Consider the following 16230-nt stretch of genomic DNA (forward strand, 5'->3'; position numbering starts at 1 on the left):
GCCTGACCGCTCACGCGTTGACCGTCCGCTCGACTTTGTCGTTGGAGCCGATCCGCCCGTCGCGCAGCGTGATCACCCGGTCGCAGTAGGTCACCGCGCCCATGTCGTGGGTCACCATCACCACCGAACTGCCCGATCCGGCGATCTCCCCGAGTAGCTCGAGGATCGCCGCGCCGGTCTTGGAGTCGAGGTTGCCGGTGGGCTCGTCGGCCAGGATCAGCGGCGGGTCCATGATCAGCGCTCGCGCCACCGCCACCCGCTGCATCTGCCCGCCGGACAACTCGGCCGGACGGTGCTCGGCCCGCTCGGCCAGGCCCACCCGGTCGAGCAACTCCAGGGCGCGCGGTTTGGCCTTGCGCAAACCGGTGCCGTCCAGCAACTTCGGTATCGCCACGTTCTCCCAGGCCGACAGCGTGGGCAGCAGGTTGAAGAACTGGAACACGAAACCGACCTGGTGCCGCCGGAACTCCGACTGCTGTTCCTCGTCGAGCGCGCCGATCTCCTCGCCCCGGAACCGGATCGAGCCCGCATCGGGGCTGTCCAGCGCCCCGAGCAAATGCAGCAGGGTGCTCTTGCCGGACCCGGACGGCCCGATGATCGAGGTGAATTCCCCTGTCTCGATGCGCAATCCGACGTCGTCGAGCGCGCGGACCGCCTGCCCGCCGACCCGATACTCCTTCGTCACGCCCGATAGTTCCAGCATCGCCGGTTCCGGCATCGTCGTCCCCCGCTCCGTACGGTCGATCAAATCTCTTCGTTCCTTGTCGCGCGTTACCGCGCCATGGCCTCCGACGCGAGTTTGCGGCGACGATACTGTGCGTCGAGCACCGCGCGCAGCACCGGCTGCTCGGCCGCCAGCTCGAGATAGGCCTCCATCGCCGTCAGCCCCTGGTCGAGTTTCGCGGCGAAATGCAGGTCCCACCGGTAGCGCAGCGTGAGCAGAAGTCCGTCCGCGCCGCCGAACAGCCGATCCAGCTCGGAGAACCCCTCGAACAGGTCGGGATCGGCCGGGTCGAGCGCCGCGCGGGTGAGCACGGCGTGCACGATGTCGGTTCGAGCGTGTTGATCCGTCCAGGACATGGCCCTCGCCTTCCTCTGTGAACTACCGCCAACGCTACGGACGCGACCGTCTTGTTGTCGTCGTGCCAGGGACCCGAATGCGTCTCCGCCCACGGTAGGAGCGGCGGCCCGCTCGCGGGACGATGTACCGGCCCGGATACGGCGGCTAGCCTTACAGAATGGGTTCGACCGGCGTATCCGAAGCACCGCCCGGTACGCCGCGCGACGGCCGCGTGCGGGCCTCGATGCGGCGCGTTCGCGAACGGTGCGCCGAGTTCGCGCGCGATCCGGTCGCGTCCTTCCGGCGCAGCGTCGAGGAGCTGCCCTACGACTATCCGCCGTCGGTCATCGTCAGCGTCGATGTCGCGGTCCTCGCCGTGGCGGTCGCGGCCGCCGTGCAGCGGCACAGCTACTTCCCGACCCTGCTTCCGGTGATCGCGGTCCTGCTGACCTGCGCCTTCGGGCCGTTGCACGCGTTGCTCGGCGTGCTGCCGCGCCCGCTGCTGCTCGGCGTGCTCGCCATGGCGGCCGAGGCGCTGTTCCTCGCCCAGCCGGTCGCCGCCGATTTCGCGCCGTTCGTGCTGGTGGCCGCCGCGGGGGAGATCGCGGCGATTGCGCCGAAACGGGTGAGCATCCCGGTGACGGTCGCGATGATGCTGCAGCTGGTCGCCTTCGACGCGATCGGCCACGTGCCCGAGGGGCTGCCCACCTATCTGGTCGGGATCGCGTTCGGCTGGATGGCCGGGCTGATGTTGCAATATCAGCGTCGCTTCCTCTACCAGGAACGCGGATACCAGGACATTCGCGCGGCGCAGGCCGCCGACGAGGAGCGCCACCGGATCGCCAGGGAGGTGCACGACGTGATCGCGCACTCGCTGAGCGTCACCCTGTTGCACCTCACCGCCGCCCGGCATGCGCTGGAGACCGACCGCGACGTGGAGGAGGCCGTGGAAGCGCTGACCGACGCCGAGCGGCTGGGCAGGCAGGCGATGGCCGACATCCGCCGCACGGTCGGCCTGCTCGACGCGCGACCCTGGAAACAGGTCCCGGAACCGGGTGTGGAGGACATCGAGGACTTGGTCGGCGATTTCGTGCGAGCCGGCCTGGACGTGCGCTACGACCGCGAGGGCGATCTCGGCGCGGTGTCACCGGCGGTCGGGCTCGCGCTGTACCGGATCGGCCAGGAGTCGCTGGCGAACGTCGTCAAGCACGCGTACGGGGCGTCGGCCAGGGTCCGGCTCGCGGTGGACGCGACGGTGGTCACCCTCACGGTGGACAACACCGTGCCCGCCGGGCTGCCGGCCCAGCGCGGCGCTGGCATGGGGTTGTCCGGCATGCGCCAGCGCGCCGAACTGCTCGGCGGACGGATGACCGCGGGTCCGTCCGGCCGCGGCTGGTCGGTGCGGGCGGGCATTCCGCTCGCGCCGGGGCGCGGCGGATTCTCGTGCTCGGTGCTACCGGGCGCCACCACCGGACGAGAGGGTTCTTGAGTGAGCGTGACCTCGCCCGCGAGCGGTGACGACGCCGTCTCCGTGCTGGTGGTGGACGACCAGGAGCTGGTGCGCGGCGGTCTGCGGCGCATCCTGCGCCGACGGGACGGATTCGTGGTCGCCGAGTGCGCCGACGGCGACGAAGTCCCCGCCGCCGTCGCGCAGGCGCGCCCCGACGTGGTGCTGATGGACCTGCGGATGAAACGGGTCGGCGGCATCGATGCGACCAGGACGCTGCGGACGCGCGACGGCGCTCCGCCGGTTCTGGTGCTCACCACCTTCGACGACGACCAGTTGCTGTCCGGGGCGCTGCGCGCGGGCGCGGCCGGATTCATCCTCAAGGACTCGCCCGCCGAGGACCTCATCCGCGCGGTGCGGACGGTCGCGGGCGGCGGAGCCTGGCTCGACCCGGCGGTGACCGGCCGCGTCCTGTCGGCCTACCGCACGGTGCGTCCGGTGCGCACCCCCACCGACGCGCGCCTGTCCGAGTTGACCGCACGCGAGTACGAGGTGCTCGTACTGATCGGTCGCGGCCGGGTGAACGCGGAGATCGCTCGTGAACTCGGCATCTCGGAGGTGACCGTGAAAAGTCATGTGGGACATATCTTCGGGAAGCTCGAGCTGCGGGATCGGGCCGCGGCCATCGTGTTCGCGTTTGACCACGGGGTGGTGACACCCGGAGAATCCACTCTGTGACGGGCAGGCTCCGGTCGCGGACCGCGTGATCCCGGTGTGCGATCCCTGCCCGGGATGCGGAGGGATGACGGGTGCAGGAACCTGGGCCGAGAACCGGCACGCGGTTCGGGCCGTACGAACTGCGATCGTTGCTGGGCAAGGGTGGGATGGGGGAGGTCTACGAGGCCTACGACACGGTCAAGGACCGGGTGGTCGCGGTCAAGCTGCTCTCCGAAGAACTCGCCAAAGACCCGATGTACCAGCTGCGTTTCCGTCGCGAATCGCAGGCTGCGGCGCGGCTGGCCGAACCGCACGTCATCCCGATCCACGACTGGGGCGTGATCGATGGGGTGCTGTTCATCGACATGCGGCTGGTGCGGGGCGTCGACCTGCGCACCTTGTTGCGCGGTCAGGGACCGCTGAGTCCCGCCCGCGCCGTCGGCATCATCGAGCAGATCGCCTCGGCCCTGGACGCCGCGCACGCGAGCAATCTGGTGCACCGCGACGTGAAGCCGGCGAACATCCTCGTCACCGACGCGGATTTCGCGTATCTCGTCGATTTCGGCATCGCGCACACCGAGGGCGACAGCGCGGTGACCTTGGTCGGCATGGCCGTCGGTTCCTACATCTACATGGCTCCCGAGCGTTTCGATGTCGGGCCGGTGACCGGCCGTGCCGATGTCTATTCGCTGGCCTGCGTGCTGCACGAATGCCTGACCGGAGCGACGCCGTTCCCCTCGGCCAGCATGAACGTGCTGATCAAGGCGCACATGTCCGATCCGCCGCCGCGGCCGAGCACGCAGGCCGCCGGTATCCCGGTCGCGTTGGACGAGGTGGTGAACCGCGGTATGGCCAAGGATCCGGCCGACCGCTTCCCGACCGCGACCGCGCTGGCCAGGGCCGCTCGCGCCGCCCTCGCCGCGGCTCCGGCCACCGGGCCCACGCTCGTGGTGCGCGCACCCGACCGGTCCCCGCGCACCGGTGAACCCGCGGGTGCGGCGGTCGCGCCGGAGTCGACGGGAGAGCTGTCGCTGCCCGCGGTGATCCATCCGAGCGCGCCGACGGTGGTCCGGCCGACGGAGTTCCAGTTCACGCCGCTCCCGCCGGCGGACGCGGGGCCGCGTGCGCCGCACACGCCGGAGGTGGAGTTACCTCCGATGCGCCCCTTCCCGGACGCGCACTTGTACCCGGAAACCCAGGCGTATCTGGAGACCGCGGGATACTCGCAGGGGCCGGAGTATCCGGCCCCGCCGACGCAGGCGTATCCGCAGGGTTACGCCGCACCCGGCCCCTTCGATTCCGCGCAGGGGTACGCGGGACAGCCGGACGCCTTCGGGCAGGCGGATCCCGCCGCCACGCAGAAGTACGCGGAACCGACCACGGTTCAGGCGTACTCCGACATGCCGCGGGCTTATTCGGAAGCGCCGGGTTATGCCGAGCCGCATCCGGGAGCCGAGAACTACACGGAGGTCCCGCGCTCTCCGGATCGACGGCTATCCGAATCGGTTACACGGCAAGCCACCCACGACTACCTTCCCGCGCCGGACTCGGCTCCCACCCAGTTCCTGACGCCGGCCGGACCGGGCGATCACGCCGCACGCACCGACTATCCGCCGCACGGTGACTACCCGGCGCGCACCGGCCGTCCACTGGGCCGCGAGGAGCCCGAGTACGGCTACGACGATTACGACGAGGCCGCGTACGACGCGTCGCGCCCGGGGCGCTCGATCGCGCTACCCATCATGGTGGCCGTTTTCGCGATCGTCGCGCTGACCGTCGGTGGCGCGATCGCGTGGCAATCGTTCGGCTCCGGCGGCGTCGAGACGACCTCCTCCTCCGCCGACCGCGGCGAGGCGCCCGCCGCGACCACGCGGCCAAGCGCCCAAGCGCCGAGCCGCACCGCTGCTTCGCCGACCACGTCCAGCTCAGCGAAGCAGACTCCCGTCACGCTGCCCCCCGGCGCGAAGCCGTGCGGCCAGGGCCATGCCTCCTCCGGGACGTTCACCCAGTCGGCGACCGGCACCGCCGTGACGAGCTGCGCGTTCGCCGAAGAGGTGCGCCAGGCCTATGCCGCACTCGGTTCGGCGCAGAACGCCACCCGCGACGCACCGCGCACGGTGGTCGCGACGAGCCCGGTCACCGGCCGGGCATACACCATGAATTGTCAGCCCGACGGGCCGCTCGTCACCTGCAGCGGCGGCGAGAACGCGGTCGTGTACGTCTACTGACGGGTTCGGCGGCGCGGCTTCGTCGCCGCCGGGCCGGCTAGGGCACGGCCGGGGTTCCGCCCGGCGCCACCGGCAAGCCCGCTGCCTTCCACGCCCGGAACCCGCCGACCAGATCGGTCACCCGGCGCAGCCCGAGCCGCAGCCCGTCGGCGGCCGCGAGACTGGAGGCGTAGCCCTCGTTGCAGACGATCACCACCGGCGTGTCGGGGGTGATGCCCGGCAGCCGGTGTTCGCCGTTCGGATCCAGTCGCCACTCCAGGACGATCCGTTCGACCACGACCGCACCCGGTATCTCGCCCTCGGCGCTCCGGTTCGCGTGGGGCCGGATGTCCACGATCAGCCCTCCCTGGGACTGCAACGCGGCCGCCTGTTCCGGCGCCACCCGCTCCAGCTGCGCCCTGGCCTGCGCGACCATGTCCTCGGCGCCTGTACTCATCGTGCACTCACTCCGCTCGCCGACGAACCTGCGAAGTCAGTTAGCGTACGGTATTCCCGGACCGGCCGCAGCGGGGGAGAGTACGCGTGCACGGACGCGGCGGGCAACGACTTGTCATTGCGCAACTGGTGCGCACGATCGGGGCCGAATCCGATCGTGTCGCCGGCCCGCCGTTCCGCCTTCCGCACCGTCCCGCCGGGATGCACGTATTCCTCGCTGAGTTCGCCCACGGTCATGGTGAACGCGCCGGACGCGCCGCCGTGGTCGTGCGGTGCGGTGCCCTGCCCCGGCGCCCAGGACAGCAGCCACAGCTCGACGCCCATGGTCAGAGCCAAGCGCTTCCACCAGCGCCGCTCGGCGTCGAAGCGCACGATGTCCAGCAGCGGCGTCGCCAGCTCCGCGGCCACCAGGCTGGTCAGCCGGTGTAGTTGCGAAGCCGACCACAGTGCCCGCTCCGGGTGGATGGCGTCTCGAATCAGCGGCACGTCGATGTCGGGATGGATATCGCTCGCGTGCTCGAGGTTCACCGGAAGGGAAGTGGTCACATGTGCTCCTGACGGTCGGTCGGATGAGCGCTCGCGGCTGCGCCGCGTGGATCCTCCTCCATCGGAAGCTGATTGCCACCAATCCCGATCAGCGCGAATAAAATTCGATCGCTCGCCTACCCGAACGCGGGCAACGGTGGAGTCTCCGGGAAGACGACGGGCAACGAGACCAGGGCGCGGTGGAACGGACCCGGGCGCCACATCAGCTCCTCCACCGGGACCGCGAGCTGTATCTCGGGCAGCGCGTCGAGCAACTGGTCGATGGCATCCTGCGCGATCAGGTATGCCATCGATCTGGCGGGGCAGGCGTGCGGTCCGGCACCCCACGCGAGGTGCGCGCGGTTGTCGGTGTGCTCGCCGGTGTTGATCGCCGGGTCGTGATTGCACCCGGCCATGCTGATGACGACCGGTTGGTGCGCGGGCAACCACACGTCGTCGATCAGGATGGGCTGTTTGGGGTAGCTGAAGCAGTAGTTGGCTCCCGGCGGGTCGTCGAACAGCACCTCGTCGAGCGCGTCGCGGGTGGACAGACTGCCACCGAAGATCCCGCCCGCGTACCGGCGGTCGGTGAGCATCAGTCGCAAGGTGTTGGCGATCAAGTTCTGCTGCGGTTCGATTCCCGCCCCGTACAGGGTGACCAGCTGGTGGATCATCTCCCGGTCGTCGAGGGCGGCGGGGTGGCGCAGCAGTCGCGACGTGATGTCGTCGCCCGGATTCCGTCGCTTCCGCTGCACCAGCTCGAACAGCGCGTCGGCGAGCATCGCGTTGCCCTTGTCGGCGTTGACGCCCTCGAAGATGGCGGCCATGCCCATCGCCACCTGCTGCCCGATCTCCGGCGGGCAGCCGAGCATCTCGTTGAGCACCGCGAACGTGAGCGGGAACGCGTACTGGCTGATCAGGTCCGCCGCGCCGTCCTGGCAGAAGGCGTTGATCAGCGGGCCCGCGACCTGTTCGGTCGTCGTGTGCAACGCGTACAGGTCGACCTCGCCGAGGCTCGCGACGTTCACCTGGCGGTAGCGCTCGTGTTCGAAGCCCGTGCTGCGCAGGGCATTCGGCCGCCATTCCATCATCGGCAGGATCGGGCAGTCTCCGGGAATGCCCTGCTGCCAGGTCCGTGGGTCCGCCGGGAAGTGCACGGGGTCGTTGAGGATGCGCAACGCCGTGTAATAGCCGATCACCAACGTGGCGGGCACATTCGGCGCCAGTTCCACCGGCACGAGCGAACCGAACCGGCGGCGCATCTCCCGGTAGGCGCGATGCGGGTCGGCGGCGAATTCCTCTGTGTACAGCGGGACCCGGGGTCCGTCGGCGTCGAGCGGTGAACCGTGTTGGACGGGGCAGCCTTTCGGGCTTTCGGAAGTGGCTTGCGGGGACGGTGGCGTGGACAAAAGGCATGACTCCAGAAGGGAAGGCTCTTCGCCGACGCGTGCGGGCAAGCGGGTCGGCTACGCGCCGGTCAGGTGCATGTTTCGCGATGTGCTACGGGATCGTAAGCAGTCGGAACCCGGTGGCGGGTGCGTTTGAGCCGCAGTGGCACAGAGTGATTCACCCGAGTGCCACCGCGTACCGTTCGGCCAGCGCGGCCACGCGATCGGCGGGCCAGGGGCAGCGGATGTCGCCTCGGGTGGCGGCGAAGAAGAGTTCCAGCTGGACGTGCCAGGCGGCCAGCAGTTCCGGCCGTAGCCGAGCCAATTCCTCCGGCAGGGTCTGGGTGAGTTCCACTCGGACGCCCAGGTCGGGATCGGCCTCGAAGGCCCAGCGGACCGTGCCCGCGACGGCGCCGTCGTGCCGCCACTCGTACGCCAACGTTCGAGGCGGCTCGACGTCGACCAGCGCACCCGCCTCGACATGCTGATTGGTCGACCGGACGGGTGGCCGGGCGCCCACGGACGGGGTCTCGTCGCCGACGAGCGAAGTCCACACCGAGTCCATCGGCTGCCACACCAGGTCACGCGCGAACCGCAACACGTAGCCACCGGCGACCTCCTCGCAGTCGCCCGTGTCGAGCCCGAACTCCTCGATATAGCGCTCGATATCGGCAAGCCAAGTCGTGTCCGGCTCGGTGGGGCTGTCGCCGAGCAGGCCCGCGAGTGCCGTCAGGCAACGATCCCACCCGACGGCGGATCGCGCGGCGCCGAGCCGTCCTAGCGGTCCGCCGCCGAGGACGTGGGTGAAGACCAACAGCGTCCCGTCCCCGTCGGGCACGAGTTCGAATCGCAGCACGTCCTCGTTCCACCGGAACATGTAGACCTTGGGCGGGTCGAACTCGAGCACCTCGCCGCGGGAGGTGCTTTCGACCGTCTCGGGTGCGTCGGCGAAGGTGAAGCGCATCGCCGCGCCGGGCCGTGGTTCGGTCGTCACCGCGGCCGGGAACCAGGCGGCCATTTCCGCCGGGTCGCTGATCGCGCGCCACACCTTCGCCGGGGGATGCGCCAGCCTGCGTTCGAACCGCAGGGTCGGGGCGCCGTCGATGGTGCGCAGCTGTGCTCGGGGATCGCTCATGGTTGTCCTTTCTCGTCGGGCATGGCGTCGAGATGACGTTCCAGGGCGTCGAGGCTCGTGTCCCACATCCGCCGGTACGGCGCGAGCCAGGCCTCGATCTCGGCCAGTGGTTCCGGTCGCAACCGGTACCAGCGCCGCTGTGCGTCCTGGCGCACGTCGACCAGACCCGCGCCGCGCAGGACCTTCAGGTGCTTGGACACCGTCGGCTGGGCCAGTCGCAGCTGCGCGACCAGGTCGCCGACCAGTCGCTCCCGCTCGCGCAGCAGGTCCAGGATCTCCCGGCGGCGTGGCTCGGCCAGCGCCTCGAACGTAGATGCCATATTGGCAATATAGCTCATATGGAATATAAAAACATCGTGAAGCCCGCCAGACGTGTTCGCCGGAAGCCGGATCGCGGCGACGGGGTTCGGCGAACCCGACAGATCCTGCGGTGATACCGCAATGCTATTGAGTGTTACCGATATCCGGCGCTCTGTTCGGCACCGGCTGTGTCGGTCAGGTGTTTTCGGCGAACTGGGGCGTAATCGAAACATCTAGTACGTTCTCCGGGATAACGAGAAGCAGTTCTCGGGTGAGGCCGGCCAGCAGCGCCGGTTCCGATCCCGGCCGCTCGGCGACATCGGGCGGGTAGGTGGAGGTGTCCATGCTTGTTGACCGCGCCGTCGTCACTTGGCGGGGAGACAAGAGTCAGCCGACCCGAGGCCGCGCCCCTGTCGTCGCGGCCGGCGGTCGGCGATTCCGCAGAATACGAAACGTCCTCGGCTGTGCGGCGCTTGCCGTAGCGCTGGTGGCCGGGTGTACGACCGACCGCAGCGAGGACTCGGCATCGAGCGAACCGAGCATCACCGAGGCCGCGGCGCGCACCGACCAGAAGGGCCTGTCCCTCATCCTGCCGGGCACCTTGGCCGCGAGCTATGCCGAGCTCGCGGCGGGCGTGCGGGGGAAGCTCGGCATGGCCATCATGCCGGTCGGCGGCGAGCAGGCGATCACCTTCGGTGAATGGACCAGCGGTCCGGCCTGGTCGACGATGAAGGTGCCGCTCACCATCGCCGCGCTGCGGCGCAGTCCGGGCAGCTCGAGCTACGCCGCGTCGGCCGCGATCACGCAGTCCGACAACGCCGCCGCCGACGTGCTCTGGCAGTCGCTCGGCACGCCGCAGGAGGCGGCGCAGGCCGTCCAGGCGGTCCTGCGCGAAGGCGGGGACAACAAGACCGTCGTGCCCGCCACCCGCACCCGTTCCGAGCACTCGGCCTTCGGGCAGGCGGAGTGGTCGCTGACCGATCAGGTGCGGTTCGCCTCGCGGTTGCCCTGCCTGCCGCAAACCGATCGCGTGACCTCGCTGATGGAACAGGTCATCGCCAGCCAGCGCTGGGGTCTCGGCGAGCTCGGCGGCGCCGAATTCAAGGGCGGCTGGGGCCCGGACGTCTCGGGCAACTACCTGGTGCGGCAGTTCGGGGTCATCGACGTCCCCTCGGGGCAGATCGCGATCGCGATCGCCGTGCAGCCGGAGTCGGGATCGTTCAGCGACGGCATGAACGTCCTGGACAAACTCGCCACGGTCGTCTCGGAGCATCTCGACGAACTGTCCGGGGGACGCTGCCCGGCCGCATGAGGTCATCTGTCCAGGTCGGTGTTACACGCCGTTCACGGGGGCGGGGCTGCCGAGATCGGACATGAAGGGCAAGATAGCGGCCATGCGCATCGGAGTTCTGACCGGAGGCGGAGACTGCCCAGGACTGAACGCGGTCATCCGCGCTGTCGTTCGGACCGCGAACGGCCGTTACGGAGACGCGATCGTCGGTTTCGAGGACGGCTGGCGCGGCCTATTGGAGGATCGGAAGATCCAGATCCGCAACGACGACCGCACCGACCGCATCCTCACCAAGGGCGGCACCATCCTCGGCACCGCCCGCACCAACCCCGACGTGCTGCGCGCCGGCCTGGGCCGGATCAAGCAGACCCTGGACGACAACGGCATCGAAGCGCTGATCCCGATCGGCGGCGAGGGCACCCTCACCGCCGCGAGCTGGCTGTCCGACGAGGGCGTGCCGGTGGTCGGCGTCCCGAAGACCATCGACAACGACATCGATTGCACCGACGTCACTTTCGGCCACGACACGGCGCTGAGCATCGCCACCGAGGCGATCGACCGGCTGCACACCACCGCCGAATCGCACCAGCGCGTCATGCTCATCGAGGTGATGGGCCGCCACGCGGGCTGGATCGCGATCAGCGCGGGCATGGCGGCCGGCGCGCACCTGACCCTGGTGCCGGAGGTCCCGTTCGAGGTCGACGAGGTGTGCGCCATGATCAAGCGGCGGTTCCAGCGCGGTGACAAGCACTTCATCTGCGTCGTCGCCGAGGGCTCGCACCCGGCGCCGGACTCCGGGTTCACCTTGCGCGAGGGCGGTATCGACGAGTTCGGCCACGAGCGCTTCACCGGCGTCGCGCAGCAGCTCGGCGTGGAGATCGAGCGGCGCATCGGCAAGGAAGTCCGCACCACCGTGCTCGGTCACGTGCAGCGCGGCGGCAGCCCCACGCCCTACGACCGGGTGCTGGCCACTCGCTTCGGCCTGCACGCGGCCGAGGCCGTGCACGCGGGCAAGTTCGGCCAGATGGTCGCCTTGCACGGCACCTCCATCGACCTGGTTCCGCTGTCGGAGGCCACCAAACAGCTCAAGCGCGTGCCGACGGAGCGCTATCGCGAAGCGGAGGCGTTCTTCGGGTAGGAACGCGCACAGGTCGACGCGCTCTTCGGCGCAGACCGGATCGATGACGCGTGAACGGAGGCGCACCGGCGACCGAAACCGCTTCGGTTCGTCCCGTACCGGCGCGGCGGCTACCCTGGCCGGTATGGCCGAGATCCACGTGAACGATCTGCCGAAAGCCACCGTCGATGTATTGCACCGGCGGGCGCGCGCGGCGGGGCTGCCGTTGCCGGACTACATCGGGCGTGAGCTGATCGCGCTGGCGCGGCGGCGTACACCGGACGACACGGTCGTGGAATTCCTGGAATCCAAAGGACGCGACCTGGCACCGGATATCGATGACGACGCCGTGGCGCTCGTGCAAAGCTACGGCCTGCCCATCGATGCGCTCGGCGTCCTCGGCCGCCGCGCTCGCTCCGCCGGACTTCCGCTGGGGCAGTACGTGCGTCGCGAGCTGAACCGAACCGCTCGGCAGACCACCGTCGAGGACGCCCTGCTGGAGTTCCAGGAGGTGCGGGAACAGAACCCCGGCCTGCAGCTCGACATGGCGGAAATCGCCGCTGCGGTGCGGTACGCGCGCGGCGAATAGCGGGGGCCGGTGCGCGCGGTCGGTACTGTGAGTCGCATGCGCAGTGGGCGACTGATCGCGTTGGCCCTGTTCGTGATCGCGGCGTTGGTCGCCGGGTGTTCGGAGTCGAATCCGCCCGATCCGACCATCGGCGATTGGCACGGCGCCATCGAGGTCCCCGGTCAACCGGTGCAGGTGGGCGTGACCTTCCGCGACGACGGCACAGCCACCATCGACATCCCCTCGCAAGGGGTGACGGGCACGCAACTGAAGGATGTCAGCTCCGACCGCGACGGCGTGTCGTTCGCGATCCCCGACATCCCGGGCGACCCGGTGTTCCACGGCGAATACGAGTCCGGAAGCGACCGGATCACCGGCGATTTCACCCAGTCGGGCCAGAGCTTCCGGCTGACGCTGAGCCGAGGCAAGGTCGAACCCCCCGCCCGTCCGCAGGAACCGAAGCCGCCGTTCCCGTACAAGACCGAGGACGTCACCTACCGCAACGGCGACGTCACCATCGCGGGCACCCTGACCGAGCCGCAGGGCGCGGGCCCGTTCCCCGCCATCCTCATGATCACCGGAAGCGGACCGCAGGACCGCGACGAGGACCTCATGGGGCACAAGCCGTTCCTGCTGCTGGCCCACACCTTCACCCGCGCGGGCTACGCCGTGCTGCGCACCGACGATCGCGGCGTCGGCGGCACCGGCGGCAAGCTGGACGACGCGAGCTACACGGACCTGGCCGAGGACGCCGCCGCGGGCGTCCGCTTCCTGCGCGACCGCGCCGACATCGACCCGGCCCGAGTCGGGCTCTTCGGTCACAGCGAGGGCGGCTACCTCGCGCCGCTGGTCGCCGCGCGCCCGGACAGTGGCGTCGCGTTCGCCGTCCTGATGGCCGGACCCGGCGTTCCCGGCGCGGACGTGCTGATCGAGCAGACCCGCCTGCTCGCCGCCGCCAACGGCGCACCACCCGACCAGATCGAGGCCCAGGTGCGCGACACCACCGAAGTGGCCACTCTGCTGAAGGCGGGTGACCTGCAAGGCGCGAAACAGCTGGCCGTGCGGCAGAACCAGTCCCGGCCCGCCGACCAGCGCGTGCCGGACGATCAGGCGGCCGCGCAGATCACGCCGTATCTGGCGGCCCTGGTCGCCTACGATCCGGCGCCCGCCCTCTCGGCCCTGCGCGTCCCGGTGCTCGCGTTCTTCGGCGGCAAGGATCTCCAGGTGCCCCCGGCGCAGAGCGAGCAGCCGATGCGCGACCTCCTCGCCGCCGACCCCGACGCGACCGTCCACGTCTTCCCCGGCCTCAACCATCTGATGCAACCCACCGAGACCGGCCGTCCCAGCGAGTACAGCACCATCGAGACGACCATCGCGCCCGAGGTCCTCGACTACGTCACCGGGTGGTTGCGGCAGCGGGTCCCGTCGAAGTAGCGCCGCGCGACGCGAGAGCCGCTGCGCTGCGACGGGAGCGTTTACCTAAACTGATGGCCATGAGCGCACCCACGGTCGACCTGATGGATTACTCGGATGTCATCGCCCGGTTCGAGCCGGTGCTCGGCATGGAGGTCCACGTCGAGCTGAACACCGCGACCAAGATGTTCTGCGGTTGCCCGACCGAGTTCGGCGCCGAGCCGAACACCCAGGTCTGCCCGGTGTGCCTCGGTCTGCCCGGTTCGCTCCCGGTGGTCAACCAGAAGGCCGTCGAGTCCGCGATCCGGATCGGTCTGGCGCTGAACTGCTCGATCACCCCGTGGGGCCGGTTCGCGCGTAAGAACTACTTCTACCCCGATCAGCCGAAGAACTACCAGATCAGCCAGTACGACGAGCCGATCGCCACGAACGGGCACCTGGACGTGGTGCTCGACGACGGCAGCACCTTCCGCGTCGACATCGAGCGCGCGCACATGGAAGAGGACACCGGCAAGTCGGTGCACATCGGCGGCGCGACCGGCCGCATCCACGGCGCCAGCCACTCGTTGCTGGACTACAACCGGGCGGGTGTGCCGCTGATCGAGATCGTCACCAAGCCGATCACCGGCGCGGGGGAGCGTGCGCCGGAGGTGGCGCGGGCCTACGTGACGGCGTTGCGGGATCTGCTGAAGTCGCTCGGGGTCTCCGACGTGAAGATGGAGCAGGGCTCGCTGCGCTGTGACGCGAATGTCTCGCTGATGCCCATCGGCGCAACGGAATTCGGCACCCGCACGGAGACCAAGAACGTCAACTCGCTGCGCAGCGTCGAGGTCGCGGTGCGCTTCGAGATGCGCAGGCAGGCCGCGGTGCTCGCGGGCGGCGGCACGATCGTGCAGGAGACCAGGCACTTCCACGAGACCGACGGAACCACCTCGCCCGGCCGCCGCAAGGAGACCGCCGAGGACTACCGCTACTTCCCCGAGCCGGATCTCGAGCCCGTCGCGCCCGACGCGGACTGGGTGGAGCAGCTGCGCGACACCATCCCGGAGTACCCGTGGCTGCGCCGGGCGCGCATCCAGTCCGACTGGGGCCTGTCCGACGAGGTGATGCGCGACCTGGTCAACGCGGGTGCGCTGGACCTGATCATCGCCACCGTCGACGCGGGCGCCCCAGCCAACGAGGCGCGCTCCTGGTGGGTCGCCTACCTCACCGAGAAGGCCAAGGAGCGCGAAGTCGCGCTGGACGAGCTGCCGATCACCCCGGCCCAGGTCGCCGAGGTGATCAAGCTGGTCGACGCGAAGACGATCAACAACAAGGTGGCCAAGCAGGTCGTCGACCATGTGCTGGAAGGCGAAGGCGATCCGGCGCAGATCGTCGAGGCCAAGGGGCTCGGCATGGTCAGCGACGACAGCGCCCTGCAGGCGGAGGTGGAGAAGGCGCTGGCCGCCAACCCCGATATCGCCGACAAGATCCGTTCCGGCAAGGTGCAGGCGGCGGGCAAGATCGTCGGCGAGGTCATGAAGGCGACCCGCGGCCAGGCCGACGCGGCCCGCGTCCGGGAACTCGTCCTCGCCGCGTGCGGCTGAGCCGTCAGCGAGGGCGGTCGAGCGCGACCGAGTCGTAGGTCGTGTCCGGGGTCGGCGGCGTGGTGTAGCGGGCGTTCGGGAGATAGAGACGGTCTCCGAACATCGCGACCGTCGTCGGCACGTCGAAGCGCGGGTCGGTGACGCGCCGTTCGACGGTCCCCGTCGTGCCGGAGGGATCGAGCGAGACCACGGCGATCGCGTTGGACCGGTTCTGGACGACGAACAGTGTGCCGCCGCGCAAGAGCAGCCCGTCGCCGCCGGGCAGCGTCTCGCCGCCCAGATCGACCTGTCGCGTCACGCCCGTCGCCGGCTCGACGCGGAACAACCGGCCGGTCACCGACTGCATGACGATCAACCCGTCGCCGTCGGGCGTGCGCACGATTCCGTTGGCGTTGATCGCGCCGGGTTCGTAGCGGAGGTCGCCGGTCAGTGGTCGCCGCACCACCGCGGGAGGCGGCGGCAGCGCGTCGTCGTCGCCGACGGGCAGGTGGTAGAGCACCGGCGCTCGCGAGTCGGTGAACCACGCGCCCGTCGGGGTGAGCACCACGTCGTTGACGAACGTGTCCGGAGGCGTACCGAGCCGGTAGCTCGCCAGCACCGCGCCCGTGTCGGCGTCCACGACGCGGGCGTCGCCTCCGGTGCCACCGGCGACGAACAGCCTGCCCCGGTGGTCGATCTGGAGGCCCAGCGCCGGCGTACCCGGCCCGGGGCTCAGGATGTCGCCTCGTCCGGTCATCAGGTCGGCGCGGTAGATGGAGCCGTCGGCCCGTGAGCCGAAGTAGGCCACCGGTCGCGATCCGATCGCGATGCCCTCCGGCTGGAATCCGGCGGGCAGGCCGATCGTGGTGCGCGGGTCCGGACGGTGTGCCGTCGTCCGCTCCGCGGATACCAGCGCCGTAGCGCCGAGACAGGCGAGCGCGGCCGAGAGCACGAGGACTCTCTTCATCTGGTCGTTTCCTTTGTCGTCATCGCCGGGCCCACCGGCCGGAGTGCCTGATGCCGATCGTCGCACGCGGAAGC

Annotated in this window: 16 protein-coding genes and 1 pseudogene; 8 read left to right on the forward strand and 9 right to left on the reverse strand. The window is 69.8% G+C overall.

Annotated elements, in window-relative coordinates; all coding sequences use genetic code 11:
- Window positions 1–10: 10 nt before the first annotated feature.
- Both ABZ552_RS11250 and ABZ552_RS11255 read right to left on the reverse strand, forming a co-directional pair.
- The gene (locus ABZ552_RS11250; RefSeq protein ID WP_281880808.1) at window positions 11–718 is read right to left on the reverse strand and encodes an ABC transporter ATP-binding protein; all 708 of its coding nucleotides are present in this window, start codon (window positions 716–718) and stop codon (window positions 11–13) included.
- A gap of 53 nt (window positions 719–771) precedes the next feature.
- Window positions 772–1080 carry a hypothetical protein gene (locus tag ABZ552_RS11255; RefSeq protein ID WP_281878356.1) on the reverse strand — a complete coding sequence of 103 codons (309 nt, stop codon included), beginning with the start codon at window positions 1078–1080 and terminating at the stop codon, window positions 772–774.
- A gap of 158 nt (window positions 1081–1238) precedes the next feature.
- On the opposite strand from ABZ552_RS11255, the gene ABZ552_RS11260 reads away from it, so the two are divergent.
- From ABZ552_RS11260 to ABZ552_RS11270, 3 genes and pseudogenes are all read left to right on the forward strand, one after another.
- Window positions 1239–2549 carry a histidine kinase gene (locus ABZ552_RS11260; protein ID WP_281878357.1) on the forward strand — a complete coding sequence of 437 codons (1311 nt, stop codon included), beginning with the start codon at window positions 1239–1241 and terminating at the stop codon, window positions 2547–2549.
- Between the two features lie 42 nt (window positions 2550–2591).
- A complete protein-coding gene (locus ABZ552_RS11265) occupies window positions 2592–3245 on the forward strand; it encodes a response regulator transcription factor (protein WP_281880809.1) in 654 nt (217 codons plus the stop codon).
- 71 nt (window positions 3246–3316) lie between these two features.
- Window positions 3317–4144: pseudogene (locus ABZ552_RS11270) on the forward strand (serine/threonine-protein kinase); the annotation flags it as partial.
- Window positions 4145–5489: 1345 nt separating this feature from the next.
- Here ABZ552_RS11270 and ABZ552_RS11275 read toward each other — a convergent pair.
- From ABZ552_RS11275 to ABZ552_RS11300, 6 genes are all read right to left on the reverse strand, one after another.
- Entirely contained in the window at window positions 5490–5888 is a 399-nt protein-coding gene (locus ABZ552_RS11275; RefSeq protein ID WP_281917623.1) for a rhodanese-like domain-containing protein, read from the reverse strand.
- Window positions 5885–6433: a cysteine dioxygenase family protein gene (locus ABZ552_RS11280; protein ID WP_281878359.1), complete on the reverse strand. Its 549-nt coding sequence runs from the start codon at window positions 6431–6433 to the stop codon at window positions 5885–5887. The genes ABZ552_RS11275 and ABZ552_RS11280 overlap by 4 nt, the downstream gene beginning before the upstream one ends.
- A 116-nt stretch (window positions 6434–6549) precedes the next feature.
- Entirely contained in the window at window positions 6550–7821 is a 1272-nt protein-coding gene (locus ABZ552_RS11285) for a cytochrome P450 (protein ID WP_281878361.1), read from the reverse strand.
- Between the two features lie 157 nt (window positions 7822–7978).
- Complete coding sequence (locus tag ABZ552_RS11290) at window positions 7979–8935, reverse strand: SRPBCC family protein (protein ID WP_281878362.1); 957 nt, start codon at window positions 8933–8935, stop codon at window positions 7979–7981.
- Complete coding sequence (locus ABZ552_RS11295) at window positions 8932–9255, reverse strand: metalloregulator ArsR/SmtB family transcription factor (RefSeq protein WP_195086171.1); 324 nt, start codon at window positions 9253–9255, stop codon at window positions 8932–8934. Before ABZ552_RS11295 ends, ABZ552_RS11290 begins: the two co-directional genes overlap by 4 nt.
- Window positions 9256–9430: 175 nt before the next feature.
- A complete protein-coding gene (locus tag ABZ552_RS11300) occupies window positions 9431–9580 on the reverse strand; it encodes a hypothetical protein (protein WP_281878363.1) in 150 nt (49 codons plus the stop codon).
- A 142-nt stretch (window positions 9581–9722) separates the two neighbouring features.
- On the opposite strand from ABZ552_RS11300, the gene ABZ552_RS11305 reads away from it, so the two are divergent.
- The 5 genes from ABZ552_RS11305 (at window position 9723) to gatB (ending at window position 15210) form a co-directional block, all read left to right on the forward strand.
- Window positions 9723–10547, forward strand: a complete 825-nt coding sequence (locus ABZ552_RS11305) for a serine hydrolase (RefSeq protein WP_281878365.1) — start codon at window positions 9723–9725, stop codon at window positions 10545–10547.
- A gap of 82 nt (window positions 10548–10629) precedes the next feature.
- Entirely contained in the window at window positions 10630–11664 is a 1035-nt protein-coding gene (locus tag ABZ552_RS11310; RefSeq protein ID WP_159838561.1) for an ATP-dependent 6-phosphofructokinase, read from the forward strand.
- Window positions 11665–11788: 124 nt separating this feature from the next.
- Window positions 11789–12232, forward strand: a complete 444-nt coding sequence (locus ABZ552_RS11315) for a hypothetical protein (protein ID WP_357436693.1) — start codon at window positions 11789–11791, stop codon at window positions 12230–12232.
- 36 nt (window positions 12233–12268) lie between these two features.
- A complete protein-coding gene (locus ABZ552_RS11320) occupies window positions 12269–13645 on the forward strand; it encodes an alpha/beta fold hydrolase (RefSeq protein WP_357436696.1) in 1377 nt (458 codons plus the stop codon).
- A gap of 59 nt (window positions 13646–13704) precedes the next feature.
- A complete protein-coding gene (gene gatB / locus ABZ552_RS11325) occupies window positions 13705–15210 on the forward strand; it encodes an Asp-tRNA(Asn)/Glu-tRNA(Gln) amidotransferase subunit GatB (RefSeq protein ID WP_357436699.1) in 1506 nt (501 codons plus the stop codon).
- Window positions 15211–15214: 4 nt separating this feature from the next.
- On the opposite strand, the gene ABZ552_RS11330 is transcribed toward gatB, so the two are convergent.
- The gene (locus ABZ552_RS11330; RefSeq protein ID WP_281917627.1) at window positions 15215–16156 is read right to left on the reverse strand and encodes a superoxide dismutase; all 942 of its coding nucleotides are present in this window, start codon (window positions 16154–16156) and stop codon (window positions 15215–15217) included.
- Between the last annotated feature and the right edge of the window lie 74 nt (window positions 16157–16230).

The sequence above is a fragment of the Nocardia sp. NPDC019219 genome (assembly GCF_040632645.1).
Lineage (GTDB): Bacteria > Actinomycetota > Actinomycetes > Mycobacteriales > Mycobacteriaceae > Nocardia > Nocardia sputorum.